This window comes from Streptomyces sp. NPDC006326, assembly GCF_040612915.1.
GTDB lineage: Bacteria > Actinomycetota > Actinomycetes > Streptomycetales > Streptomycetaceae > Streptomyces.
Genome location: NZ_JBEXRC010000033.1, coordinates 63,348 through 85,875, shown reverse-complemented (window position 1 = coordinate 85,875; position 22,528 = coordinate 63,348). Strand labels below are relative to the sequence as shown.

The following is a 22,528-nucleotide window of genomic DNA, read 5'->3' as shown; positions in this document are numbered from 1 at the left end:
CCCGTAGCCGCTCACGGGGGCGACGGGGCTGCCCGTAGCCGCTCACGGGGGCAACGCCAGAGGTCGCAAGGGCCGAGGCTCCTCCCGCCCCGGCCCGACCAGGCACCGGGGCCCGCCGGCGGCGGCCGGCGCCCCCTGGGGCGGCACGGCCCACGCCGCCGGAGCCGAGGGCGGGGCCGGGGCCCGCCGACGGCGGGGCCGGGACCGCCGGACGCGTCTGGAGCGGCGAGCCGGAGGCCGGGGCCGGAGGCCAGGGCCGGGGGCCGGAGGCCGAGGCCGGGGACGGCCGCTCCGCCGCGGGTGGCCTCAGGCCAGGGTGACCACTGCGCGGGACATGCCCAGGACCTTCTGGCCAGCGCTGAGGGCCGTCAGGTCGACGCGGACGCGGTTGTCCTCCAGCTTGGCAGCCACCTTGCCCGTGACCTCGATCACCGCACCGGTGTCGTCGTTCGGGACCACCACCGGCTTGGTGAAGCGCACGCCGTACTCCACCACCGCACCCGGGTCGCCGACCCAGTCCGTCACCACGCGGATCGCCTCGGCCATCGTGAACATGCCGTGCGCGATCACGTCCGGCAGCCCGACCTCCTTCGCGAACTTCTCGTTCCAGTGGATCGGGTTGAAGTCGCCCGAGGCGCCCGCGTACCGCACGAGCGTGGCGCGCGTCACCGGGAAGGACGCCGCCGGCAGCTCGGTGCCGACCTCGACGTCGGCGTACTTGATCTGCGCAGTCATCTCAGGCCTCCTCGGGGGCGCGGGAGACGAGCTTCGTCCACGCCGTCACCACGTGCTCGCCGGATTCGTCGTGGACCTCGCCGCGGATGTCGATGATGTCGTTGCCCGCCAGCGACTTCACGGCCTCGATGGTGGAGGTCACCGTCAGCCGGTCACCGGCCCGCACCGGGCGGGTGTACGCGAACTTCTGGTCGCCGTGCACGACGCGGCTGTAGTCCAGGCCCAGCTGCGGGTCCTCGACGACCTGACCCGCGGCCGCAAAAGTGATCGCGAACACGAAAGTCGGCGGCGCGATCACATCGAGGTGGCCGAACGCCTTGGCGGCATCGGGGTCGGTGTACACGGGATTCGCATCACCCACCGCCACCGCGAATTCGCGGATCTTTTCCCGACCGACCTCGTACGGATCGGTGGGCGGGTAGCTCCGCCCGACGAAGGACTGGTCGAGCGCCATGGCTCACTACCTCCTGTTGAACGACAGGAGGCCGTCCCCCGGTGCAGGGGACGACCTCATGACGGTGCCTGTGTTCGAGACGGCGCTGGGGTCAGCGGGTCTCGCGGTGCGCGGTGTGCGAGTTGCAGCGCGGGCAGTGCTTCTTCATCTCAAGACGGTCCGGGTTGTTACGCCGGTTCTTCTTGGTGATGTAGTTCCGCTCCTTGCACTCCACGCAGGCCAGCGTGATCTTCGGGCGGACGTCGGTGGCAGCCACGTGAGTGCTCCTTGGACGGACTATGGGACGGATGAACGCATAAAAGAGTAGCCGATCGGGAGACCGACCCCGCAATCGGCTACTGTGGGTAGCGGCGACCGGACTTGAACCGGTGACACAGCGATTATGAGCCGCTTGCTCTACCGACTGAGCTACGCCGCTTTGATGTGATCAGCTCCCCACCCGAGGGTGGGGAACCTCTCTCACCAGAGCCCCAATGCGGAATCGAACCGCAGACCTTCTCCTTACCATGGAGACGCTCTACCGACTGAGCTATTGGGGCGAGCGATGAAGACATTACACGGTTGCCCGCCGATCGCCCAAATCCTTTGCGGCGCCTGGCCTCGGAGCGCCCGCTCACGCCTTTCCCGATCAATGCGCGCCGCCCGCCGAGCCGTTTCGCGACCGCTTCCGGGCCGCAAGGTGGCCGGGCTCACAGCCGGCTCACGCCCCGCGGCGGCCGGCGCGAGCCGGCCGGGCGCAGTCGCGTACGCCGTGGCGCAGGGGCACCACACCGGTACGACTATTGCGCTCCTCCGCGAAGCGGGGAGCCCCGCGCCCTAGGCTCTGAGCACGCTGCGTGATCTTGGGCCGCTGGCCGCGGCCGCCCGGTCCAGGAACCGCCCGAGCCCCCGCAGGAGCGCGATGTCCGACAGCCAGCCGCAGCAGCCGCCCCCGTCCCCGCGCCGCGGCAGCGGCCGCGGCGCGGAGGGCGGCCACGGACCCCTGCGCCCCATCGGCAATCCGCACCCGGCCGCTTCCGAGTCGGCCGCCCTCCTGCTCACCGGAGCCCGCCTCACCGACGGCCGTACGGTCGACGTCCGGCTCAGCGGCGGCCGTATCCAGGCCGTCGGCACCGCGGGCAGCCTGCGCGCGCCGGCGCTCTCCCGGGTGGACCTGAGCGGCTACCTGCTGCTGCCCGCCCCCGCCGAGCCGCACGCCCACGGGGACACGGCCCTGACGGCCGACGGGGAGGGGCCGGTCTCGTACACCACCGACGAGGTGCAGCGCCGGGCCACCGAGGCGGCCCTGCTCCAGCTCGGCCACGGGGCGACGGCCGTACGCGCACACGTCCGGATCGGCGACGTCCACGGCCTCGGTCCCGTCGAGGCCGTCCTCCAGGCCCGCCGCTCCCTGCGGGGGCTCGCGGACCTGACGGCCGTGGCCGTACCGCGGCTGCTGACCGGGGTGGCGGGCGCGGACGGGCTCGCCATGCTGCGCGACGCCGTCAAGATGGGCGCCTCCGTGATCGGGGGCTGCCCGGACCTGGACCCCGACCCCACCGGCTTCCTCGAAGCCGTCCTGGAGCTCGCCGCGGAACACGGCTGCCCCGTGGACCTGCACACGGACGGTGACGATCCCGGCCGGCTGGCCCGGCTGGCCGCGATGGCCGGCGGACTGCGCCCCGGGGTGAGCATCGGCCCCTGCGGCGGCCTGTCCCGGCTGCCGCTGGAGGCGGCGAGCCGCGCCGCCGACCGGCTCGCCGCCGCCGGGGTACGGGTGACCTGCCTGCCCCAGGGCGACTGCGCGGCCCTGGAACGCCGGGGCCTGCGCACCGCCCCCGTACGGCTGCTGCGCGCGGCCGGGGTCCGGGTCGCGGCGGGCAGCGGGGCACTGCGCGACGCCGGGAACCCGGTCGGGCGGGGGGACCCGCTGGAGGCCGCGTACCTGCTGGCCTCGCAGGGCGGCCTGCGGCCGGCGGAGGCGTACGGCGCGATCAGCGCCGCCGCGCGGGAGGCCATGGGCCTGCCGGAGGTGCGGGTGGAGGCCGGCTTCCCGGCGGAGCTGCTCGCCGTGCGCGGGGACCGGATCGCGGGGGTCCTGTCCCTGGCGTACAGCCGGATCGTGATCCACCGCGGCCGGGTGGTAGCCCGTACGAGTGCCGTCCGGGAGTACTGCGACTCGGCGGTCGCGGTGGCGCTCGACCTGCCCCGGCAGGGCCGAATGGAGCCCGGCCCCTGATCCTCCGCCGGGCGTGCGGGCCCGGCTCGTCGTACGGTCGGGGCATGCGCATCGTCATCGCGGGTGGACACGGTCAGATCGCGCTGCGGCTGGAGCAGCTGCTCGCCGCGCGCGGATACGAGGTCGCGGGCATCATCCGCGATCCGGCGCAGGGCGACGACCTGCGCGAAGTGGGCGCCGAACCGGTGCTCTGCGACCTGGAGTCGGCCTCCGTCGAGCACGTGGCGGGCATCCTGCAGGGCGCGGAGGCGGCGGTGTTCGCGGCGGGGGCCGGGCCGGGCAGCGGGGTGGAACGCAAGGGGACCGTGGACCGGGATGCGGCGGTGCTGTTCGCGGATGCGGCCGAACGGGCCCGCGTACGGCGCTTCCTGATGGTCTCTTCGATGGGCGCGGACGCGCACCACGAGGGCGACGAGGTATTCGACGTCTACCTGCGGGCCAAGGGCGCGGCGGACGACCACCTGCGGACGCGGCTGGGGCTGGAGTGGACGATCCTGCGGCCCGGCTCGCTGACCGACGAGCCGGGTACGGGCCAGGTCCGCCTGGAGGCGCGGACGGGACGCGGGGCGGTGCCGCGCGACGACGTGGCGACGGTGCTGGCGGAGCTGATCGAGACCCCGGCGACGGCCGGCCTGACGCTGGAGCTGGTCTCGGGCTCGACCCCGGTCCCGGTGGCCGTGAAGGCGGTGGCGGGCAACTGACCTGACCCCGCCTCAGAACTCGGCGGTGACCTTGTCGTCGGACCGTCCGACGGAATCCTGCTGGTACTGCTCCTCGTACGCCGTGCGGATGCGCTCGATGCGCGCGCCGCGTTCGTCGGCCTCGCTCTCGGGATAGAGCAGGACCACCTCGTACGACGTCTCACGGACGGTCCTGCCGTCCTGGCCGCGCCACTGGCCGCGGCCGTCCTGGAGGGTCAGCCCCTCGGGGAAGGCGGGGGTGATCTCCCGGTCCAGGAACCGCATGAACTCCTGCTCTCCGACGGGCGGCCGGCCGCCGGGCCGGTCGGTGCCGAAGTACAGCCGCGTCTCCTGGTAGGGCGTGCCGGCGTGGCCGTGCAGCGCGGCCCCCACCAGCGCCGGAATCCCGGCCCCGAGCAGGGCGAGGAGCACCCCGCCGCCGACCTTGCCACCCGATGCAGAAATCCGTTTCACCCCCGGTGAACGAACAGGAGACGAGGACGATGCGGCCGATGACCAGCGGACGTCGAACGGGGCCTCGCGCTTGCCCGGACTCCCCCGCCGGCCCTGTCGGCGCGGGTGCCGGTCCGGTTGTTCCCGGGCTCCCCCGGTGGCTCCGGCCCGGAGGTCCTCCTCCTCTGGGCGGCTGGCCGTACCACCCTCCCGGACCACCCGCGCCGCACCTCGTGGAGCCGGCGGGCCAGCCTTCCGGCAGGCGCGGGTCACTGAAGCCGGAGCCCCGTGCCCCGCTCCACGGCTCGCCACCATTCGCCACCCTCCGCCGTACTTTCGCGCTACCCGTCCAGCGCCCTGATCTGGGCGAGAGCGCGCGGGGCATCGAAATTCGCCAGCCGCCGCCAGGGACCGCAAGGGGCTCGCGCCATGCCGCTGACCTGGGAAAACGCCCGTCTCCGGCCGCTGACCAGGCAAGACCGTCTGTAAGGTGGGAGCCACACCACGGGCCGAAATGCACCGGGGTGCTGGACGATCTGCGCCGGCGGGCAGAGACTCACCTGGACTCCCGCGCAACGAAGTCGGCCCGATTCCGGCTCCACCCGGAACCGGGCCTCGCGCGGGCATCGTGGGCCCGGCCGACTACACAGCGGCCGGGCTCACACCACGACCGATCGTCCGGACCTTCGCCTCACGCCGTCAGGGCGTGAGCCGCTCGATGCACTCCGCGATGGCGGCAACCGCAGCCAGAACCGCCAACACGGACTGCAGCCAGTCCCGCTGCTGCCCGCGTCGTGGTCGTGCCGTGCACTTCTTCGGTCGCACCATCGATCCCACTCCTTCTCTCGTCCTCCGGCCGGAGCCGGACCCCACCCCGACGGGCAGGGCGCATGCAAGGAGAGAAGGCGTCGAACTGCACGCAACCTACCGTGCGCCACACAAGGGATACGCGCCCCCGAACCATTCGCCAGCGTTCGCCATGGACCGCCACAAAGGTCAGCCACCCTCAGGCTCGGCACGGGACGGCCGGACCGGCCGCCAGTCGTCCACGGACATGCGAAGAAACCCCCGCTCCCTGCGTTTCCGCAGATGAACGGGGGTTCCACTCGCGTGGCGGCGCCAGGATTCGAACCTGGGTAGGCTAAGCCGACGGATTTACAGTCCGCTCCCATTGGCCACTCGGGCACACCGCCATGGGATGTCGCCGGTGAGGCCGCTTTCGGGCGGTGCTCGGTGGCAACGACGTAAACGATACCTGATGCCAGAGGGTGCTTCGCCACCGGATTGATCAGCGCTGCGCGCGGGCGCGGTGGCTAGGCTTTGCGGAGCGGGCCGGGGATCTCCGGCCGCGCCCTCCGGGGCAATGACAGCCGACTTCAAGGAGCCACAGCACATGGCCGACTCCAGTTTCGACATCGTCTCGAAGGTCGAGCGGCAGGAGGTCGACAACGCCCTCAACCAGGCCGCCAAGGAACTCTCGCAGCGCTACGACTTCAAGGGCACCGGCGCCACCATCGCCTGGTCCGGCGAGAAGATCCTGATGGAGGCGAACTCCGAGGAGCGCGTCAAGGCCGTCCTCGACGTGTTCGAGACCAAGCTGGTCAAGCGCGGGATCTCGCTCAAGGCGCTCGACGCCGGCGAGCCCCAGCTGTCCGGCAAGGAGTACAAGATCTTCGCCTCGATCCAGGAGGGCATCTCCCAGGAGAACGCCAAGAAGGTCGCGAAGATCATCCGCGACGAGGGCCCCAAGGGCGTCAAGGCCCAGGTCCAGGGGGAGGAGCTGCGCGTCAGTTCCAAGAGCCGCGACGACCTGCAGGCCGTCCAGGCGCTCCTGAAGGGCAAGGACCTGGACTTCGCGATCCAGTTCGTGAACTACCGCTGACCCCGCCGACCCGCTGAGCCGGGTCAGCCGTCGGCCCGCACGCCGGCCCGGTGGTCCGACAGGACCGCCGGGCCGCGGGCGTTGCAGGGGCGTGACGGCACACGGGCCCGGCGTGCGCAGCGCGTGCGCCTCGGGGGCCTCCGATGGGCACTTGGGCCGCTCTGTGTGCGCCCACCACGCTGGTGGCATCCATCACCGCGTGGCAGGAAGGTGCGCACATGCCTGGGGCCGGCTCGTTCCGCGAAGACCTCGGGGCGTCCGTCGTCGTCGCGCTCGTCGCACTGCCGCTCTGCGTGGGGGTGGCCGTCGCCTCCGGGGTGCCGGCCGAGCTGGGGATCGTCACCGGGGTGGTGGGCGGGCTCGTCACCGGGTGGCTGCCCGGCAGTTCGCTCCAGGTGAGCGGGCCGGCCGCGGGGCTCACCGTGCTCGTCTACGAGGCGGTGCAGGCGTACGGACTGCCCGCGCTCGGGGTGCTGGTGCTGGCCGCCGGGGTCCTGCAGCTGGGCATGGGGGTGCTGCGCTTCGGACGGTGGTTCCGGGCGATCTCCGTCGCCGTGGTGCACGGGATGCTGGCCGGGATCGGGCTCGTGCTGATCGCCGGGCAGCTGTACGCGGTGGGCGGTGTGCCCGCCCCTGGCGGGACCCTGGAGAAGATCGGCGGGCTACCGGCCCTCGGCCGCGGGGCCGACTGGGCCGCCGTGGCGCTCGGCGCCCTGACCATCGCCGTCCTCGTGGCCTGGCGCCGCATGCCGGCCCGGCTGCGGCTCGTCCCCGGGGCACTGGTCGGGGTGGCGGCCACCACCGCCGCCGCCGTGTTCCTGGAGCTGCCCGTCGAGACGGTACGGGTGACGGGCGTGCTGGAGTCCGTCGCCCCGCCCGGCTGGGGGGACTTCGGAGTGCTGGCCTCCGTCGGGGGCTGCGGGACCGTCCTCGCGCTCGCGCTGATCGCCTCCGCCGAGACGCTGTTCAGCGCGGCCGCGGTGGACCGCATGCACGACGGAGCGCGGACCGACTACGACCGGGAACTCATCGCCCAGGGCGTCGGCAACACGGTCTGCGGCATCCTCGGGGCTCTGCCGATGACCGCGGTGATCGTGCGCAGCGCCACGAACGTGGAGGCCGGTGCCCGCACCCGGGCCGCCCGGATCCTGCACGGCGGCTGGCTGCTGCTGTTCGCCGTGGCCCTTCCGCAGCTGTTGCAGGTGGTGCCGCTCGCGGCACTGGCCGGGGTGCTGCTGCACGCGGGCTGGAAGCTGCTCCCGGCCCGGGTGGTGCTCGCCCTGTGGCGGACGCACCGGGGCGAGGCGGTGGTGCTGGTGGCGACGGCCGCCGCGATCGTGGCCACCAACCTCTTCGAGGGGGTGCTCATCGGGCTGGGCCTCGCCGTCGTCAAGGCCGCCTGGGAGACCTCGCACGTGCACATCGAGGAGGTGTGGGAGGGCGGGGAGCTGTGCGTCCAGGTGCTGGGGAACGCCAGCTTCCTGCGGCTGCCCCGGCTGCTCGACGCGTTGGAGGCGCTGCCGCCGGAGCAGCCCGTACGCCTGGACCTGAGCCGGCTGCGCCACCTCGACCACGCCTGTCTGACCGCCCTCCACGGCTGGGAGAAGGACCGGGCCCCGGTCCCCGGCCGGGAAGGCGTCGCCTAGCGGCGGCACCGACCCCGGACCGGCCCGGGCCACGGGCCGCCCCGTGCGGCCGGCCTGTCACCCGGCCCGGCTACTCTCCGCTCGTGGACAACGGGTTGAAGCGCACCCTCGGCGTCACCGACGCCGTGGTCGTCGGGCTGGGCGCAATGGTCGGGGCCGGGATCTTCGCCGCGCTCGCCCCGGCGGCGCACGCGGCGGGCACGGGCGGCGTCCTGCTGGCCGCCCTCGCGGGGGCGGCCCTCGTCGCCTACTGCAACGCGCACTCCTCGGCGCGGCTGGCCGCCCGCTACCCCGCCTCCGGCGGCACCTACGTCTACGGGCGGGAACGGCTCGGCCCGTTCTGGGGATATCTGGCGGGCTGGGGCTTCGTCATCGGCAAGACCGCCTCCTGCGCGGCCATGGCGCTCACGGTCGGGGCGTACGTATGGCCGGGGCAGCAGCATGCCGTGGCCGTCGCGGCGGTGGTGGCGCTGACCGCCGCGAACTACGGGGGCGTGCAGAAGTCCGCCCGGATCGCCCGGGTGATCGTGGCGGCGGTGCTGGCCGTGCTGGCCGGGGTCGTGGTGGTGTGCCTGTCCTCCGGAGCGGCCGGTGCAGGGCGGCTCGGCGGCGGCTGGGGCGGCGGGGGCCCGTTCGGGGCCTTCGGGCTGTTGCAGGCGGCGGGGCTGCTGTTCTTCGCCTTCGCGGGCTACGCCCGGATCACCACCTTGGGCGAGGAGGTGCGTGATCCGGAGCGCACGATCCCGCGGGCGGTGCCGCTCGCCCTGGGGATCGCCCTGCTGGTGTACGCCGCGGTGACGGTGGCGGCGCTGTCGGTGCTGGGCGCCGGGGCGCTCGCGGGGTCGGCGGCCCCGCTGGCCGACGCGGTACGGGCGGCCGGGCGGCCCGGACTGGCCCCCGTGGTCCGGGCCGGGGCGGCCCTGGCGGCGCTGGGTTCGCTGCTGGCGCTGGTGCTGGGGGTGTCGCGGACCACCCTGGCGATGGCGCGTGACGGCCACCTCCCGCGCGCGCTGGCCGCCGTACACCCCCGTCGGCGGGTTCCGCACCATGCGGAGATCGCCGTGGGTGCGGTGGTCGCGGCCCTGGCGGCGACCACCGATCTGCGTGGTGCGATCGGTTTCTCCTCCTTCGGCGTCCTCGCCTACTACGCGATCGCGAACGCTTCTGCGTGGACTCTCGATTCAGCTGTCAAGGGCCGGGCCGTGGCAGCGGTCGGGCTGTCCGGCTGTGTCGTACTGGCCTGCGCGCTGCCCGCCGCGTCGGCCGTCGCGGGGGCGGCGGTGCTGGCGCTGGGCGTGCTGGCCTACGCCGTACGCGGGTGGTTCACCCGCCGGTCCTGACACCCGATATGAGCGCGCCGCGGGCCGGCTCCGCGACGGACGACGGCGCCGACGGGAGCTTTCCGTACGCGCGCGCACCACGGCGTGCGTCGGTGGCGACTTGCTCCGGCAACTGCTCGGTCCCGTTCATGGCCCCATCGTGACCCACCCCACTGACAATCGCCCTGACCTGCACAGACCCGCACAGGGCGGGCGGGCCGGGGAAGGGCGTCGGAGCATGCGTCAGCCCTCGCCGCCGCCCGTCCCCTCGCGGATTTCTGACGAGCCGTCGCGGGACGAGCCGTCGCGGGCCGAGCCGTCGCCCGCCGAGCCGTCACGCGTCGAACCGTCACGCGCCGAGTCGTATCCGACGAAGTACGTGGGCCTGCGCTGCACGGCGGTGTAGATCCGCCCGATGTACTCGCCGAGCAGCCCGACGCAGATCAGCTGCACCCCGCCGAGGAAGAGCATCGCGACGAACAGCGAGGTCCACCCGGGGACCGTGCTGCCCACCAGGAAGATCACCAGGGTGACCGCGATCATCAGGAAGCAGGCGACGAAACTGATCACGCCGAGCCAGGTCGCGAGCCGCAGCGGGGCGGCCGAGAAGTTGGTGATGCCGTCGACGGCGAGGCGGACCATCTTGCTCAGCGGGTACTTGGTCTCGCCCGCCACCCGCTCGCCCCGCCGGTAGGTGACCTGGCCGCTGGGGAAGCCGAGCCACGGCACGAGCAGCCGGTAGACCTGGTGCTGGTCGGGAAGGGCCTTGAGGGCTTCCACGGCCTCGCGGCTGAGCAGCCGGAAGTCCCCGGCCTGCGCGGGTACCTGCTTGCCGACCATACGGCGCATCAGCCAGTAGTAGGCGCCGGCGGTGCGGCGCTTGAAGCCGGTGTCGGTGCTGCGGTCGGAGCGGACGCCGTAGACGATGTCGAGGTGTTCGGACCGGGCCAGCTCCAGCATCTCCGGGATCTTCTCCGGCGGGTCCTGGAGGTCGGCGTCGATGCTGGCCACGTACGCCCCGACGCAGCGGTGCAGGCCGGCCCGCAGGGCGGCCTGGTGGCCGGAGTTGCCCCGCAGCCGCACGATGCGCAGTTGGGGCCAGGTGGCATGGAGTTCCCGCAGGAGCCGGGCGGTTCCGTCGGTGCTGCCGTCGTCGACGGCGACGACCTCGTACGAGTCGGTGGTGGCGTCGAGTACGGGCCTCAGGCGGCTCACGAGGGCGGGCAGGGCCTCTTCCTCGTTGTACATCGGCACGATGACGGACAGCGTCGTCTCGGTGTCCCTGTTCTCGACTGCCGGCACTGGCACTGGTTCTTCCTGCCCGTCGGTCGGCCGGTTACCGGGACGCGAACGGAGCGTCCGTCGGGACGATCTCGCGGCCCAGCGGCAGCAGGGAGAGCGGCACCATCTTGAAGTTGGCGATGCCGAAGGGGATGCCGATGATCGTGACGCACAGGGCGATGCCGGTGACGATGTGGCTGAGAGCCAGCCACCAGCCCGCCAGGACCAGCCACAGGACGTTGCCGACGCAGGAGGCCGCGCCCGCGTCCCGGCGCTCGACGGCGGTGTAGCCGAACGGCCAGAGGGCGTACACGGCGATGCGGAATGCGGCGATGCCGAAGGGGATGCCGAGGATGGTGATGCACAGGAGCACACCCGCCAGGCAGTAGCCCAGGAACAGCCAGATGCCGCTGAGGACGAGCCAAATGACGTTCAGGATGGTTTTCACTGGCTGCGGCCTGCCATCTGTTCGAGCCGGGCGATGCGCTCGGCCATCGGGGGATGCGTGGAGAACATCTTAGAAAGGCCCTGGCCCGGGCGGAACGGGTTGGCGATCATCATGTGGCTCGCGGTCTCCAGCCGGGGCTCCGGAGGCAGTGGCAGCTGCTTGGTGCCCGCGTCCAGCTTGCGCAGGGCGCCGGCCAGGGCGAGCGGGTCCCCGGTGAGCTGGGCGCCGGACGCATCGGCCTCGTACTCCCGCGAGCGGCTGATGGCGAGCTGGATCACCGAGGCGGCCAGCGGCCCCAGGATCATGATCAGCAGCATGCCGAGGAGGCCGGGGCCCTCGTCGTCGTCGGACCGGCCGACCGGGATCAGCCAGGCGAAGTTCACCAGGAACATGATGACGGAGGCGAGCGCTCCGGCGACGGACGAGATGAGGATGTCGCGGTTGTAGACGTGGCTCAGCTCGTGCCCGATGACCCCGCGCAGCTCCCGCTCGTCGAGGATGCGCAGGATGCCCTCGGTGCAGCAGACGGCGGCGTTGCGCGGGTTGCGGCCGGTGGCGAAGGCGTTGGGTGCGTCGGTCGGCGAGATGTAGAGCCGGGGCATGGGCTGGCGCGCGGAGGTGGAGAGCTCGCGCACCATGCGGTAGAGCCCGGGCGCCTCGAACTCGCTGACGGGGCGGGCGCGCATCGCGCGTAGAGCCAGCTTGTCGCTGTTCCAGTACGCGTACGCATTCGTCCCGAGGGCGATGAGCACGGCCACGATCAGGCCGGTCCGCCCGAAGAAGCTGCCGATCAGGATGATGAGTGCGGACAGCCCGCCGAGGAGTACGGCGGTCTTCAGCCCGTTGTGCCGGCGGTGCACGGTGCGCCCTCCAAATGGTGCGGCAGGAAGACCCCCGTCGAGGATCCGAGGACACCTGGGGGTCTACGGTCCAGTGGAGCCTCCCTTCCTGGTCAACGCGAGGGGAGGGCGTCCGGTTCCCGGACCGCGCCGGGCCCGCCGCCCGGCCCCGGCCGGGGCGGGCGGGCGGCGGCGGGCGTTGCTCCGTACGGGGCGGGCCGTACGGAGGAGGGCGTACGGGCCGAGGGCGTACGGCTGACCGCGTACGGGCTGACCGCGGACGCGCGACGGCGCACGGGCGGACCACGTACGCGCCGATGTCGTACGGGCTACAGCGGGAACAGGCTGCCCGCGGCGAAGCGCAGCACCAGCTGCGGGGCGCCGGACAGCGCCACCGCGACGGCGGCGGTGACCACGATGGCGGCGCCGACCGGCCACGGCGTCTTCGCGGGGGCCGCGTCCGGGGCTGGGTGCTCCGGCGCGCGGAACAGCAGCGCGGTCCACCGCAGGTAGTAGTACAGGGCGATGACGACGTTGACCGCCATGACCACGGCCAGCCAGCCCAGCCCCGCGTCGACCGCGGCGCGGAAGACGGTGACCTTGGCGAACAGGCCGATCAGACCCGGCGGCAGACCGGCCAGGCAGAGCAGGAAGAAGGCCAGCGCGAGCGCGGCGGCGGGGCGCTGCGCGTACAGCCCGCGGTAGTCGCTGATGCGGTGCAGCGGCTTCGTCCGGGCGACCAGGGCGGCCACGGCGAAGGCTCCGAGGTTCACGGCGGCGTACATGAGGGCGTACGCGACGGTGGAGCCGATCTGGTCCCGGCCGGAGTAGGCGGCCGCGGCGATGGGGACCAGCAGGTAGCCGGCCTGGCCGACCGAGGACCAGGCGAGCAGGCGTACGGCGCCGTTCGGCCGGTCGGCGGACTGGCGCAGGGCGGCGGCGTTGCCGAGGGTCATCGTGAGCGCGGCGAGGACGGCGAGGGCCGGACCCCAGATCTGCGCGTACGCGGGGAAGGCGACCACCGTGACCAGGATGAGGCCGGTGAAGCCGACGGCCTTGCCGATCACCGAGAGGTAGCCCGCGATGGGCAGCGGCGCGCCGACGTAGGTGTCGGGGACCCAGAAGTGGAAGGGGACGGCCGCGGTCTTGAAGGCGAAGCCCACGAGGGTGAGCGCGACGCCCGCCATGGCGAGGGTGTCGAGCTGCCCGGGGACGTCTTCGAGGAGTTGGGCGACCTGGGTGAGGTGCAGGGAGCCGGTGGCGGCGTAGACGAAGCTGACGCCGAGCAGGGAGACGGCGGTGGCCGTGACCGAGGACAGGAAGAACTTGAGGGCGGCCTCGGAGGAGAGCCGGTCGCCGCGGCGCATGCCGACGAGGGCGAAGGCGGGCAGCGAGGCGACTTCCAGGGCGACGATCAGGGTGGCGAGGTCCCGGGAGGCCGGCAGCAGGGCGGCGCCGGCGGCCGAGGAGAGCAGCAGGAACCAGTACTCGCCGGCCGGCATGCGCCCGTCGCGTACGCCGGTGACGGACAGCAGGGCGGTGACCAGCGCGCCGGCCAGGACCAGGAACTGGATCACGAGCGTGAAGTGGTCGGCGGTGTAGCTGCACGCGCCGGGGTCGCCGGTGAGGCAGAAGGTGGCGCGGTCGCCCGCCCTCAGGGGGAGCAGGAAGGCGGTGGCGGCGGCGAGGCCGGCCACGGAGACCCAGCCGAGCAGGGCCTTGCGCCCCTCCGGCACGAAGAGGTCGGCGACCAGGACGGCCAGGGCGACGGCGGCGGTGAGGACCACGGGGGTGATCGCGAGCCAGTCGACGCTCTGGACGTGGGTGGTGGCGGTGGGTGCGGTTGCGGCGAGGGCCGTGTGCAGGGCCGTCATGCGTTGCCTCCGGCGAGGAGCTTGTGGACGGCCGGGTCGGTGAGGCCGAGGAGGACCGCGGGCCACATGCCGGCGAGGACGGTGAGGGCGGCGAGCGGGGTCCAGGCGGCGAATTCGTAGCGCTGGACGTCCGCGAGGACGGGCGCGGGCCCGGCGTCGGGCAGGCAGGGGGCCGCGGGATCGCCCATGCAGACGCGCCGTACGACGATCAGCAGGTAGGCGGCGGTGAGGAGGGTGCCGAACGCGCCGAGGGCCATGTACGTGAGGAAGGCCGGCCGGGACAGGCCCTCCGCCGGGTCGAACGCGCCGAACAGGGAGAGCATCTCGCCCCAGAACCCGGCGAGGCCGGGCAGGCCGAGGGAGGCGACGGCGGCGAAGGCGAGGAGCGCGCCGAGGCGGGGGGCGCGGCCGTAGAGCGCGGCGCCGGTGGCGCCGGCGAGGGTGTCGAGGTCGGCGGTGCCGTAGCGGTCCTTGAGGGCGCCGACCAGGAAGAAGAGGAGGCCGGTGATCAGGCCGTGGGCGATGTTGGCGAAGAGCGCGCCGTTGACGCCGGTGGGGGTCATCGAGGCGATGCCGAGGAGGACGAAGCCCATGTGGCCGACGGAGGAGTAGGCGATGAGCCGCTTGAGATCGCCCTTGTTGCCCTTGCGGGCCAGCCACAGGCAGGCCAGGGAGCCGTAGACGATGCCGATGGCGGCGAGGGCGCCCAGGTAGGGGGCGAAGGTGTGCATGCCGCCGGGGGTGACGGGGAGCAGGATGCGGACGAACCCGTACGTGCCCATCTTGAGCAGGACGCCGGCCAGGAGGACGGAGCCGACGGTGGGCGCGGCGGTGTGGGCGTCCGGCAGCCAGCTGTGCAGCGGCCACATCGGGGCCTTCACGGCGAGGCCGATGCCGATGGCGAGGACGGCCAGGACCTGGGTGGTGTGGGTCAGTTCGCGCCCGTTGTCAGAGGCGAGTGCCACCATGTCGAACGTGCCGCTGTTCAGTCCGATCAGCAGCAGTCCGAGGAGCATGACCACGGAGCCGAGGAGGGTGTAGAGGATGAACTTCCAGGCGGCCGCCTGCCGCTGAGCACCGCCCCAGCGGGCGATGAGGAAGTACATCGGGATGAGGACCATCTCGAAGGCGAGGAAGAACAGCAGCAGGTCGAGGACGGCGAAGGTCGCGAGGGTGCCGGATTCGAGGACGAGGAGCAGCGCGACGAAGGCCCTGGGGGAGGGGCCCGCGGGGAGCTTGAAGTAGCTGTAGAGCGCGCAGAGGAAGAACAGCAGCGCGGTCATCAGGAGGAGGGGGAGCGAGATGCCGTCGATGCCGAGGTGGATCCGGACGTTCAGCGCCTGGATCCAGCTGATGTCGGTGGTCGCCTGGAAGCGGGCGGGGGCGTCGTGGTCGAAGCCGAGGGCGAGGGCGATCGCCGCGGCGAGGATCACGCCGGTCACGGTCACGCCGTGGCGCAGTACGGCCTGGTCGGGGTTCCTGCCCTTGAGACCGGGCGGGGGTGGCAGCAGGGCCGCGGCGGCGCCGAGGAGCGGTGCGGCCACGACGAACGCCAGAAGGAACTGCATCACGGACGGGCTGATATCGATCACGGCTGACTCTCGGCTCACGATCCGGCGTTGACGTTGGCGAGGACGGCGGTGGCGATCGCCAGGACCACGGCGCCGGCGAGCAGGGCGCTCAGGTAGCTCTGCACGTTGCCGGTCTGGGCCCGGCGTACGAGGCTGCCGAGCAGCCGGGGACCGGTGCCCGCGCCGCGGACGTACGTGTCCACCACCTCGCGGTCGAGGAAGCGGACCAGGACGGCGGCGGCCCGGACGGGGCGGACGAAGAGGCGGTCGTAGACGGCGTCGAGGTGGAAGCCGTCGGCGGCGTGCCGGTGCAGCGGGCCGAGAAGCACCCGGCCGGGGTCGGGGGCGGGGCCGGACGGGACGGCGGGGTGCTCGTGGGTGACCTCGGCGACCTCGGGGGTCTCGGCGGCGGACTCCGCTGCGGCGGACGCGGCGGAGTCGGCGGAGTCGGCGGCGGCCACGGCCACGGCGGGAGCCGCGGGCAGCCTGGCCGTGGCGCGCTGCCACAGGGCGTAGGTGAGGACCGCGCCGAGGACGGCGGCGCCGGTGCCCAGGACCGAGGTGGTCACCGTCGGGCTGAGCTCGCGGCCGTCGAACCAGTCGGCGAGCGGGCCTGCGGCGAGGCCGAAGCCGATCGAGGGGATGGCGAGCAGCCACAGCACGCCGGTCATGGCGAGGGGCTCCCTGCCGTGGTCGGGGGCGGCGGCGCCCCGGCCGCGGAAGGCCATCAGCCACAGGCGGGCGGCATAGGCGGCGGTGAGCAGGGCGGTCAGCACCCCGGCGGTGAGCACCACCCAGCCGGCGGCGGCCGGTGCGAGCTGTTCGTGCCCGGTGGCGGTGTGCTCGGCGGCGACGAGGACGGCTTCCTTGGAGAAGAAGCCGGCGAAGGGCGGGATCGCGGCGAGCGCGAGCAGCGCGATCGTCATGGTCCAGAAGGCGTCGGGGATGCGCTTGGCCAGTCCGTCCATACGGGACATGGCGGCCAGGGAGTTGGTGCCGGCGGCGTGGATGATCACGCCGGCGCCGAGGAAGAGGAGCGCCTTGAAGGCGCCGTGGGACAGGAGGTGGAAGACGGCGGCGCCGCGGTCGCCGACGGCGAGGGCGCCGGTCATGTAGCCGAGCTGGCCCACCGTGGAGTAGGCGAGCACCCGCTTGATGTCGTCCTGGGCGAGGGCGGCGAGGCCGGAGCCGACCATCGTGACGGCCGCCATGACGGCCATGACCACCAGCGCGGCCCGGGAGGCCGTGAAGACGGGAAGGAGGCGGGCGATGAAGTAGACGCCGGCGGCGACCATCGTCGCGGCGTGGATGAGGGCGGAGACCGGGGTGGGGCCCGCCATGGCGTCCGGGAGCCAGCTGTGCAGCGGGAACTGCGCCGACTTGCCCGCGACTCCGGCGAGCAGCAGGAGGGCGATCAGCGTCGGGTGGTCGAGCCCGCCCGCGGCGACGGTGCCCAGGATCTTGGTGATCCGGAAGGAGCCGGCGTCGGCGGCGAGCGCGAACAGGCCGATGAGGAAGGGGACGTCGCCGAGCTTGGTGACGAGGAAGGCCTTCAGTGAGGCGGAGCGGGCCGCCTCGGTCTCCCAGTAGTGCCCGACCAGGAAGTACGAGCAGATGCCCATGATCTCCCAGCCGACCAGCAGCACCATGAGGTCGCCGGAGTAGACGACGAGCAGCATGGCGGAGGTGAACAGGGAGACCAGAGCGGCGTAGGAGGGGTAGCGGGGGTCCTCGCGGAGGTACGCCGTCGAGTAGAGCTGGACGCAGGTCGCGACGACGCCGACGAGGACGGCCACCAGCGCGGCGAAGCCGTCGAGGTGGAGGGAGAGCTCGATCGGCACGGAGCCGGTCGGGGTCAGCTCGGTGACGGTGTCGATCGCCTTGCCGCCGCCCTGACGGACGGCGACGAGCACGGCCAGTACGGCGGCGGCCAGGGTGGGCAGCAGCGCGAGCGGCCGGACGAAACCGGGGGCGGTGCGGCCGAGCAGCAGGCCCGCCACCGCACCCAGGAAGGGCAGGAGGGGGACGAGGACGGCGAGGGTCGTGGTGCTCACGCGGCGACCTCCGGCCGTGCTGCGCTCTGGTCGGCCGGGCCGGGGAGGCCGGGCTGGTCGGGTTCGCGGCCCTCTGCGGTGTCGCGCAGCCTGTCGACGTCCGAGGTGCCGCGGTTGCGGTACACCATCAGCACGATCGCGAGGCCGATGCCGATCTCGGCGGCGGCGATGGCGATGGTGAAGAGGGTGAGGGCCTGGCCGGCGTGCAGGGTGTCGCGCAGCCAGACGTCGAAGGCCACCAGGTTGAGGTTGACGGCGTTGAGCATCAGCTCGACGGACATCAGGACCAGGATGGCGTTGCGGCGGGCCAGTACTCCGTACAGGCCCGTGCAGAAGAGGAGCGCCGCGAGCACGGCGGGATAGGCGAGGTGCATCAGCGCTGGTGCCCCTTCTTGTCGTCGCGACCGCGGTTGCCGCCGTTGCCGCCGTTGTCGCCGTCGGCGGCGGAGTCGCGGCGGGAGAGCACGATGGCGCCGATCAGGGCCGCCAGGAGGAGGACCGAGAGCGCCTCGAAGGGCAGCACCCAGTGCTGGAAGAGGATCTCGCCGGAGACCTTGGTGGAGCCCTGGACGGGCCCGTCGAGGTCGATCCAGGTGGTGCGGAAGGCGTCGACGACGACCCAGACGAGCGCGGCGGCCGCGACGAGGGCCACGCCGAGCGCGACCGCGCGGTTGTTGGAGTCCGCGTCCGGGGAGCGGCCGATGGGGGCCTTGGTCAGCATCAGTCCGAAGAGGAGGAGCACGACCACGGAACCGAGGTAGATCAGCACCTGGACCCAGGCGATGAACTCGGCGGTCAGCAGCAGGTACTCGACGGCGATGCCGCCGAGCGCGACGACCAGCCAGAGGGCGGCGTGCACGAGCTGGCGGGTGGTGACCGTGACGGCGGCCGCGCCGAGGGTGGCGAGGCCGACGAGGACGAAGGCGATCTCGACGCCGGTCGGCGAGAGGAAGCCGCTGCCGGCGCCCTGGGCGGCGGCCGCGAGGTGGGCGGTGAACATCAGGCGCCACCCCCCGCCGGGCCCTCGGTGCCGGTCGGGCCGGTGCTGCCGGTCGGGCCGGTGCCGCCGGTCGGGCCGGTGCCGCCGGTCGGGCCGGTGCCGCCGGTCGGGCCGGTGCTGCCGGTCGGGCCGGGGGCCTCGGGCCCGGTGGCGGGCTCGGGGGAGGCGGCCGCGGCCGCGGCGGCGGCTTCGGCCTTTTCCGCTGCCTTGCGGGCGGCGGCGATCTCCTTGGGCTCCTCCGCTGCCGGGTCCAGCGCGGGCGGGGCCGGCACGGTCCACATCCACTCGCGCAGCTTGTCGCGCTCGTGGGTGAGCTCCAGGATGTCCGTCTCCGCGTACTCGAACTCCGGCGACCAGAACAGGGCGTCGAAGGGGCACACCTCGATGCAGATCCCGCAGTACATGCACAGGGAGAAGTCGATGGCGAAGCGGTCGAGGACGTTGCGGCTGCGCTCGCGGCCACCGGGGGTGGCGGCCGGGACCGTCTCCTTGTGGGAGTCGATGTAGATGCACCAGTCGGGGCATTCGCGGGCGCACAGCATGCAGACCGTGCAGTTCTCCTCGAACAGGCCGATGACCCCGCGGGTGCGGGGCGGCAGCTCGGGCTGCACGTCGGGGTACTGGGCGGTGTGCGAGCGCTTCGTCATCGTGCGCAGGGTGACGGCCAGGCCCTTGGCCAGGCCGGATCCGGGGATGGGCATTACAGGATCGCCACCTTCACGATGCCGGTGAGCGCGATCTGCGCGAGCGCGAGCGGGATGAGTGTGGTCCAGGCGAGCTTCTGGAGCTGGTCCTCGCGCAGCCGGGGGTAGCTGACGCGGAGCCAGATCACGAGGAAGGCGAGGAGCGCGGTCTTCAGGAGGGTCCAGCCCCAGCCGCCGCCGAAGGGCCCCTGCCAGCCGCCGAGGAAGAGGACGGTGGTGAGGGCGCAGAGGACGACGATGCCCGCGTACTCGGCGAGCAGGAACAGCGCGAAGCGCAGGCCGGTGTACTCGGTGTACGCGCCGAAGATGATCTCGGAGTCGGCGACGGGCATGTCGAAGGGGGGCCGCTGGAGCTCGGCGAGACCGGCGGTGAAGAAGACGAGGCCGCCGACGATCTGCCAGGGCAGCCACCACCACTCGAAGGCGTCGACGATGCCGGGCAGGGACACGGTCCCCGCGGCCATGGCGACGGAGGCGCCGGCCAGCAGCATGGGCAGCTCGTAGGCGAGCAGCTGGGCGGCGGTGCGCAGGCCTCCGAGCAGGGAGAACTTGTTCGCGGAAGCCCACCCGGCCATCAGGCTGCCGAGGATTCCGACGCCCATGACGGCGAGGACGAAGAAGAGCCCGGCGTCGAGCACCTGGCCGACGGCGCCCTTGCCGGGGCCGATGGGGATGGCGATGAGGACGAGGAGGTAGGGGAGCAGGGCGACGGCGGGCGCGAGCTGGAAGATCCGGCGGTCCGCGTTGGCGGGGACCACGTCCTCCTTCTGCGCGAACTTGACCCCGTCGGCGACGAGCTGGGCCCAGCCGTGGAAGCCGCCGGCGTACATGGGGCCGAGGCGGCCCTGCATGTGGGCCATCACCTTGTGCTCGGTCTGCCCGACCACGAGCGGGAGCACGAGGAAGACGGCGAAGACGACGATCAGTCGCAGCGCGACGTCGAGGACGTCATTCACGCGTCGCCTCCGTTGTCGGGTTCGGATTCGGGGGTGGTCTCGCCGGGCTCCGCCTCGGGCCCGGCTGCCGGCTTCGCCGCGGGCTCCGGCTTCGCCGCGGGCTCCGCCCCGGGCTCGGGCTCCGCCCCGGGCTCCGGTTGGGCTGCGGGCTTCGGCTCGGGCGGGGGGCCGACCTTGGGGGTGGACTTCGGCTCGCCCTGGGGGCCCGGATCGGCCGCGGAGCCGGGGCCTTCGCCGGGTGCCGCTTCGGCGTCCCGGTCCGCGAAGGCGGGCCGGGGGTTGTGCCAGGGGGCGTCCGCGCTGCGCGGGGCGGGGCGCCTGCCCGGCGCCACCGTGCGCCCGGGCGCCGGCGCCTGGCTCGCGGAACCGTCCGCCGCCGAACGGGTACGGCGGGCCGGACGCGGAGCCTCCGCCTCCGGGGCCGCCGGAGCGCCGGCCGCAGTCTCTGCCCCGGCCGGCGGCGTGACCGCCTGGCTCGCGGAACCGTCCGCCGCCGAACGGGTACGGCGGGCCGGACGCGGAGCCTCCGCCTCCGGAGACACCGCAGCACCGGCACCGCCACCGGCCGGAGCCCCCGCAGCCTCGGCCGCACCCGCAGCCTCAGCCGCCTGGCTGGCCGAGCCCTCCGCCACCGACCGGGCACGGCGCGCCGGAGCGCCCTCGCGCGGGGTGCGGGCGGGGGCGCCGGCGGCGCGCGGGGTGCGGGCCGGGCGGGCGGGGGCCGGGGGCAGCTGCCCCTTGAGCGGGCCCCAGTCGTTGGGGTCCGGGACGCCCGGCGGCAGCATCTGGCGGCGCTTCGGCGCGTCCGGGTCATGGGTCTCGCCGGGCTCCTTGGCGCCCGGCCAGGCCTTCGCGACCCGTGCGGCCAGCACGAAGTCCTTGCGCAGCGGATGCCCCTCGAAGTTCTCCGGGAGCAGGAGGGGGACCAGGTGCGGGTGGTCGGTGAAGACCACCCCGAACATCTCGTACGTCTCCCGCTCGTGCCATTCCGCGCCCGCGTAGACCGCGACGGCCGACGGCAGGGAAGGGGCGCCGTGCGGGACGGTCGTGCGCAGCAGCAGGCGGCGTACGCGGTGCTGTTCCAGCGCCGCCACGTGCGCGCAGATCCGGAAGCCGGTGCCCGGCTCGTCCACCGCGCTCAGCCAGTCGAAGTACGTGCAGCCCAGCTTGTCCCGGGCGATCTCCAGGGCCGGGATCCAGCTGCCGACGGGCACGTCGACCGTCAGGACGTCGTACGCGTACGAGGCCACCGCCTCCGCGCCGAAGACCGTCGGGGCGGCGTCCGGGAGGGTGTCGTACAGGTTCATGCGCCGGCTCCCGGTGCGGGCGGGGCCGTGACCAGGCCGCTGGTGAGCTGTGCGACGGAGGGTCCGGAGGCGTAGCGGTCCGCGAGCGACTCCCGGGCGATCTTCTCCTGGAGCTTGAGGATGCCCTGGAGCAGCGCCTCGGGGCGCGGCGGGCAGCCGGGGACGTACACGTCCACGGGGATGATCTGGTCGACGCCCTTGGTCACGGAGTACGAGTCCCAGTAGGGCCCGCCGCAGTTGGAGCAGGCGCCGAAGGAGATGACGTACTTCGGCTCCGGCATCTGCTCGTACAGCCGCTTGACGGCGGGCGCCATCTTGTCCGTCACCGTGCCCGAGACGATCATCAGGTCGGCCTGGCGGGGGCCGGGCGCGAAGGGGATGACGCCGAGCCGGATGAAGTCGTGGCGGGCCATGGACGCGGCGATGAACTCGATCGCGCAGCAGGCCAGACCGAAGTTGAAGACCCACAGGCTGTACCGGCGTCCCCAGTTGAGGACGACCTTCATCGGCTCCGGGGCAAGCCGGGAGAGCACTCCCAGGCGCTTGGGCTCGGGAAGCAGCTGCAGCTCGGGCTCGGGTGTCACGTCCATTCGAGGACGCCCTTCTTGTACGCGTAGAGCAGGCCGACGGCCAGGAAGCCCAGGAAGACGAACATCTCGACCAGGGTCGTGGCGCCGTAGCCGGCGACGGCGAACACGGTCGCCCACGGGAAGAGGAAGATCGAGTCGACGGCGAAGATGACGTAGAGGAACGCGTAGACGTAGTAGCGGACCTGGGTGTGCGCCCAGCCCTCGCCGACCGGGTCGACGCCGCATTCGTACGTCAGCAGCTTCTCGTGGGTCGGGACCGCGGGCCGCAGCAGACGGCCCGCGCCGAAGGCGACGGCCACGAAGAGCACACCGAGGACGGCCAGCAGGCCGACGACCGAATAACTCTCGAAATAGTCCGCTGCGAGCACGGTTACGGTCGATACCGTTGGGTCGGGCACGTCCGTTCCTCGCTCCTTGGCCACTGTCGACGATCTGGTACGGACGGGAGTCTAGGGCCTGGTCCCCGCGGGGTGGGGTTATCCCCCGTTCACTGCGGCCCGGCTCCCCCATGGCATGC

22 protein-coding genes and 3 tRNA genes are annotated in these 22,528 nt (G+C 73.0%); 5 read left to right on the top strand and 20 right to left on the bottom strand.

What is annotated here, in order from left to right; all coding sequences use genetic code 11:
• Nucleotides 1-306: 306 nt before the first annotated feature.
• From ABZ128_RS24140 to ABZ128_RS24120, 5 genes are all read right to left on the bottom strand, one after another.
• The gene (locus ABZ128_RS24140) at nt 307-735 is read right to left on the bottom strand and encodes a MaoC family dehydratase (RefSeq protein WP_356850870.1); all 429 of its coding nucleotides are present in this window, start codon (nt 733-735) and stop codon (nt 307-309) included.
• Nucleotide 736: 1 nt separating this feature from the next.
• The gene (locus tag ABZ128_RS24135; protein ID WP_356850869.1) at nt 737-1,189 is read right to left on the bottom strand and encodes a MaoC family dehydratase N-terminal domain-containing protein; all 453 of its coding nucleotides are present in this window, start codon (nt 1,187-1,189) and stop codon (nt 737-739) included.
• 91 nt (nt 1,190-1,280) lie between these two features.
• Nucleotides 1,281-1,445, bottom strand: coding sequence for a 50S ribosomal protein L33 (gene rpmG / locus ABZ128_RS24130; RefSeq protein WP_003956487.1), 165 nt, complete (start codon nt 1,443-1,445; stop codon nt 1,281-1,283).
• A gap of 89 nt (nt 1,446-1,534) precedes the next feature.
• Nucleotides 1,535-1,607, bottom strand: a tRNA-Met gene (locus ABZ128_RS24125).
• 48 nt (nt 1,608-1,655) lie between these two features.
• Nucleotides 1,656-1,728, bottom strand: a tRNA-Thr gene (locus ABZ128_RS24120).
• Nucleotides 1,729-2,090: 362 nt separating this feature from the next.
• Between ABZ128_RS24120 and ABZ128_RS24115 the strand changes: the two genes are divergently transcribed.
• Complete coding sequence (locus ABZ128_RS24115) at nt 2,091-3,407, top strand: amidohydrolase family protein (protein WP_356850868.1); 1,317 nt, start codon at nt 2,091-2,093, stop codon at nt 3,405-3,407.
• A 44-nt stretch (nt 3,408-3,451) separates the two neighbouring features.
• Nucleotides 3,452-4,108: an SDR family oxidoreductase gene (locus ABZ128_RS24110; RefSeq protein ID WP_356850867.1), complete on the top strand. Its 657-nt coding sequence runs from the start codon at nt 3,452-3,454 to the stop codon at nt 4,106-4,108.
• 12 nt (nt 4,109-4,120) lie between these two features.
• Here the strand turns inward: ABZ128_RS24110 and ABZ128_RS24105 are convergent, their stop codons facing one another.
• Nucleotides 4,121-4,561 carry a DUF3574 domain-containing protein gene (locus tag ABZ128_RS24105; RefSeq protein ID WP_356850866.1) on the bottom strand — a complete coding sequence of 147 codons (441 nt, stop codon included), beginning with the start codon at nt 4,559-4,561 and terminating at the stop codon, nt 4,121-4,123.
• A 1,090-nt stretch (nt 4,562-5,651) separates the two neighbouring features.
• Nucleotides 5,652-5,733 (bottom strand) — tRNA-Tyr (locus ABZ128_RS24100).
• Between the two features lie 200 nt (nt 5,734-5,933).
• On the opposite strand from ABZ128_RS24100, the gene ABZ128_RS24095 reads away from it, so the two are divergent.
• The 3 genes from ABZ128_RS24095 (at nt 5,934) to ABZ128_RS24085 (ending at nt 9,408) form a co-directional block, all read left to right on the top strand.
• Nucleotides 5,934-6,422 (top strand): YajQ family cyclic di-GMP-binding protein, encoded by a 489-nt coding sequence (locus ABZ128_RS24095; RefSeq protein ID WP_356850865.1) that lies wholly within the window; start codon nt 5,934-5,936, stop codon nt 6,420-6,422.
• 218 nt (nt 6,423-6,640) lie between these two features.
• Nucleotides 6,641-8,068 (top strand): SulP family inorganic anion transporter, encoded by a 1,428-nt coding sequence (locus ABZ128_RS24090; protein WP_356850864.1) that lies wholly within the window; start codon nt 6,641-6,643, stop codon nt 8,066-8,068.
• Between the two features lie 83 nt (nt 8,069-8,151).
• Entirely contained in the window at nt 8,152-9,408 is a 1,257-nt protein-coding gene (locus tag ABZ128_RS24085; RefSeq protein WP_356850863.1) for an APC family permease, read from the top strand.
• Nucleotides 9,409-9,630: 222 nt separating this feature from the next.
• On the opposite strand, the gene ABZ128_RS24080 is transcribed toward ABZ128_RS24085, so the two are convergent.
• From ABZ128_RS24080 to ABZ128_RS24020, 13 genes are all read right to left on the bottom strand, one after another.
• Nucleotides 9,631-10,695, bottom strand: coding sequence for a glycosyltransferase family 2 protein (locus ABZ128_RS24080; protein ID WP_356850862.1), 1,065 nt, complete (start codon nt 10,693-10,695; stop codon nt 9,631-9,633).
• Between the two features lie 28 nt (nt 10,696-10,723).
• Entirely contained in the window at nt 10,724-11,116 is a 393-nt protein-coding gene (locus ABZ128_RS24075) for a YccF domain-containing protein (protein WP_356850861.1), read from the bottom strand.
• Nucleotides 11,113-11,976, bottom strand: coding sequence for a zinc metalloprotease HtpX (gene htpX / locus ABZ128_RS24070; RefSeq protein WP_356850860.1), 864 nt, complete (start codon nt 11,974-11,976; stop codon nt 11,113-11,115). Before htpX ends, ABZ128_RS24075 begins: the two co-directional genes overlap by 4 nt.
• A 308-nt stretch (nt 11,977-12,284) precedes the next feature.
• Nucleotides 12,285-13,829: an NADH-quinone oxidoreductase subunit N gene (locus ABZ128_RS24065; protein ID WP_356850859.1), complete on the bottom strand. Its 1,545-nt coding sequence runs from the start codon at nt 13,827-13,829 to the stop codon at nt 12,285-12,287.
• The gene (locus ABZ128_RS24060) at nt 13,826-15,397 is read right to left on the bottom strand and encodes an NADH-quinone oxidoreductase subunit M (protein WP_356850873.1); all 1,572 of its coding nucleotides are present in this window, start codon (nt 15,395-15,397) and stop codon (nt 13,826-13,828) included. The genes ABZ128_RS24065 and ABZ128_RS24060 overlap by 4 nt, the downstream gene beginning before the upstream one ends.
• A 38-nt stretch (nt 15,398-15,435) precedes the next feature.
• On the bottom strand, nt 15,436-17,454 hold the full coding sequence (locus tag ABZ128_RS24055; RefSeq protein WP_356850858.1) for an NADH-quinone oxidoreductase subunit L: 2,019 nt from the start codon (nt 17,452-17,454) through the stop codon (nt 15,436-15,438).
• Nucleotides 17,451-17,828: an NADH-quinone oxidoreductase subunit NuoK gene (nuoK, locus tag ABZ128_RS24050; RefSeq protein ID WP_356850857.1), complete on the bottom strand. Its 378-nt coding sequence runs from the start codon at nt 17,826-17,828 to the stop codon at nt 17,451-17,453. Before nuoK ends, ABZ128_RS24055 begins: the two co-directional genes overlap by 4 nt.
• Nucleotides 17,828-18,454: an NADH-quinone oxidoreductase subunit J gene (locus tag ABZ128_RS24045; protein ID WP_356850856.1), complete on the bottom strand. Its 627-nt coding sequence runs from the start codon at nt 18,452-18,454 to the stop codon at nt 17,828-17,830. The genes nuoK and ABZ128_RS24045 overlap by 1 nt, the downstream gene beginning before the upstream one ends.
• Complete coding sequence (locus ABZ128_RS24040) at nt 18,454-19,155, bottom strand: NADH-quinone oxidoreductase subunit I (RefSeq protein ID WP_356850855.1); 702 nt, start codon at nt 19,153-19,155, stop codon at nt 18,454-18,456. Before ABZ128_RS24040 ends, ABZ128_RS24045 begins: the two co-directional genes overlap by 1 nt.
• Nucleotides 19,155-20,114, bottom strand: coding sequence for a complex I subunit 1 family protein (locus tag ABZ128_RS24035; RefSeq protein WP_356850854.1), 960 nt, complete (start codon nt 20,112-20,114; stop codon nt 19,155-19,157). The genes ABZ128_RS24040 and ABZ128_RS24035 overlap by 1 nt, the downstream gene beginning before the upstream one ends.
• Complete coding sequence (locus ABZ128_RS24030; RefSeq protein ID WP_356850853.1) at nt 20,111-21,421, bottom strand: NADH-quinone oxidoreductase subunit C; 1,311 nt, start codon at nt 21,419-21,421, stop codon at nt 20,111-20,113. The genes ABZ128_RS24035 and ABZ128_RS24030 overlap by 4 nt, the downstream gene beginning before the upstream one ends.
• Nucleotides 21,418-22,011 (bottom strand): NADH-quinone oxidoreductase subunit B family protein, encoded by a 594-nt coding sequence (locus ABZ128_RS24025; protein ID WP_356850852.1) that lies wholly within the window; start codon nt 22,009-22,011, stop codon nt 21,418-21,420. Before ABZ128_RS24025 ends, ABZ128_RS24030 begins: the two co-directional genes overlap by 4 nt.
• A complete protein-coding gene (locus tag ABZ128_RS24020; protein ID WP_356850851.1) occupies nt 22,002-22,409 on the bottom strand; it encodes an NADH-quinone oxidoreductase subunit A in 408 nt (135 codons plus the stop codon). The genes ABZ128_RS24025 and ABZ128_RS24020 overlap by 10 nt, the downstream gene beginning before the upstream one ends.
• Between the last annotated feature and the right edge of the window lie 119 nt (nt 22,410-22,528).